This window comes from Pedobacter sp. 01T416_2 (assembly GCF_056398925.1).
The window spans coordinates 1-1,603 of sequence record NZ_JBFTQI010001035.1 but is presented as its reverse complement, the minus strand read 5'-3'; the positions used below and the strand labels follow the sequence as shown (position 1 = coordinate 1,603).

The 1,603-nt window shown below is 37.4% G+C and carries 1 protein-coding gene and 1 pseudogene; both read right to left on the bottom strand.

Annotated elements, in window-relative coordinates:
- Positions 1 to 1,001 (bottom strand): annotated as a pseudogene (locus AC1DPQ_RS27075) (hypothetical protein); the annotation flags it as partial.
- Positions 1,002 to 1,069: 68 nt separating this feature from the next.
- Positions 1,070 to 1,543, bottom strand: coding sequence for a hypothetical protein (locus AC1DPQ_RS27070; protein WP_477611470.1), 474 nt, complete (start codon positions 1,541 to 1,543; stop codon positions 1,070 to 1,072).
- Between the last annotated feature and the right edge of the window lie 60 nt (positions 1,544 to 1,603).

Genomic DNA, 1,603 nt, shown 5'->3' with positions numbered 1-1,603 from the left:
TTGCTTTCCTGGTGTTTTTTTGGGAGGCCATTATGGTTAAATACTGAAACGAAACCGTTGGTAATGGCCATTTCCTTTGCCCAAAGTTCTTGTTTGCTAATGTATAATGGCAAATCAATCCCATTAAGCATAATGTCGCTCATCTTGATGTTGAAACGTTCCTTCGCAAACCCTGCAACTTTGCCAAAGTTCATCTCATCGTGCAGTGGTACCAAAGCAAAACTGTTAATCCTTAACTTACCCGTTGTTGCCCTAAAATCCAGTTTATCTAATTGGATATCGTACATTTTGTCTGGCGTACGGTATACATAGTTATTCAGATTGATCACAATATCTTTAATCAGATAAAATCTTGTTGGATCTTCAGCAGAGGTAGAATCTACCAACAGGTCGGTTAAGGTAATGTTGAGGTCATCAATAGAGAAAGGTACTGAATTGGGTACATTTTTATTGATATATTTAAAACTTACATCCTTAAACCTGATGCTTTTAATGCTAAATTCATTCAGGTTTTTAGAGATGATAGCATAAGGCGATTTAATGGGCCTGGGTGCACGCCCCTCGTTAAAAGCAAATTGCTGGTTAACCATTGTTACTTCAGGTTTATCAAATATGATTTCTTCCAGCTGAAGTTTTTTTTCGCGGTACAAGGTTAATGGGTGGAAGTGCTTCACCACCAGTTTTTTTAAAGATACCGTATATAAATTATTTGGTGCTCTTTTTAAGGCTATGAGTTGCTTAAACCGATTGGTATCAGGTATTATTCTTACATTCTGTAAGGTGGCATTGCCCGTAAAAACATTGGTAGAAACCTTGGTAAAACTAATGGTATATAAACTATCGGTCGATTTATAGAGCAGTGTTTTGATCCTATCGGTTAAAATAGGGCGCGACTTAACATTTAACAGCCAGGCTATACCTACAAGTACAATAAAAACACTGAGTAATGTACACGCAATCCATTTAAAAATTCTATAACGGTATCTTCTGGTATCAGGCATTAAAAAATGAGAGGCTGTGGTTTTATTAGCAATATACGGTTATAAACATATATTTGAAAAGTGTAAGATCAGTTTTTTTCTCTCCGGGCCTTCCGCGCTGCTTTTCTGTCTGCCCGTTTTTGTTCCCTTATTTTTTTTGCAATTACTTTTTGCTGTTTTACCGGATTCTTTTCTGGGACCACACCAACGCCTACAATATCCTTTATGCCCACAAAAACGGTTTTCCACATCAGGTTAAAAAAGGAGGCTGAATTAACTCTCGTATTGGCCATGCTTGCTGTTCTTGGTGCTTCGCCTTTTTGTGGATTTTCGTTTTTAACTAAAATGACATTGGCCAAAAAAGACAAAAAACCTTTTTCCTTGGTTCCCTCGCCATCAATATTGTCAGATAGTAATTTCACCTTTAAATCGGTGTACAACATATTCATCGATCCCGTTGCAGATCTTAAATTTCCGTTCGCCTTAAAATCAACATGTTGTATATTGCCGCTCTCTATTTCAACCAGGCCCAGCGATTTTGATAGTGGATTTAAATTTTTCATATCAAACCTACCCAGGTTACCGCTATAGGTACAAACCTACCCAGGTTACCGCTATAGGTA

What these genes read in the sequence shown, in the direction of transcription:
- AC1DPQ_RS27070 (WP_477611470.1), bottom strand. Translation starts at nt 1,543, where the DNA reads ATGAAAAATTTAAATCCACTATCAAAATCGCTGGGCCTGGTTGAAATA.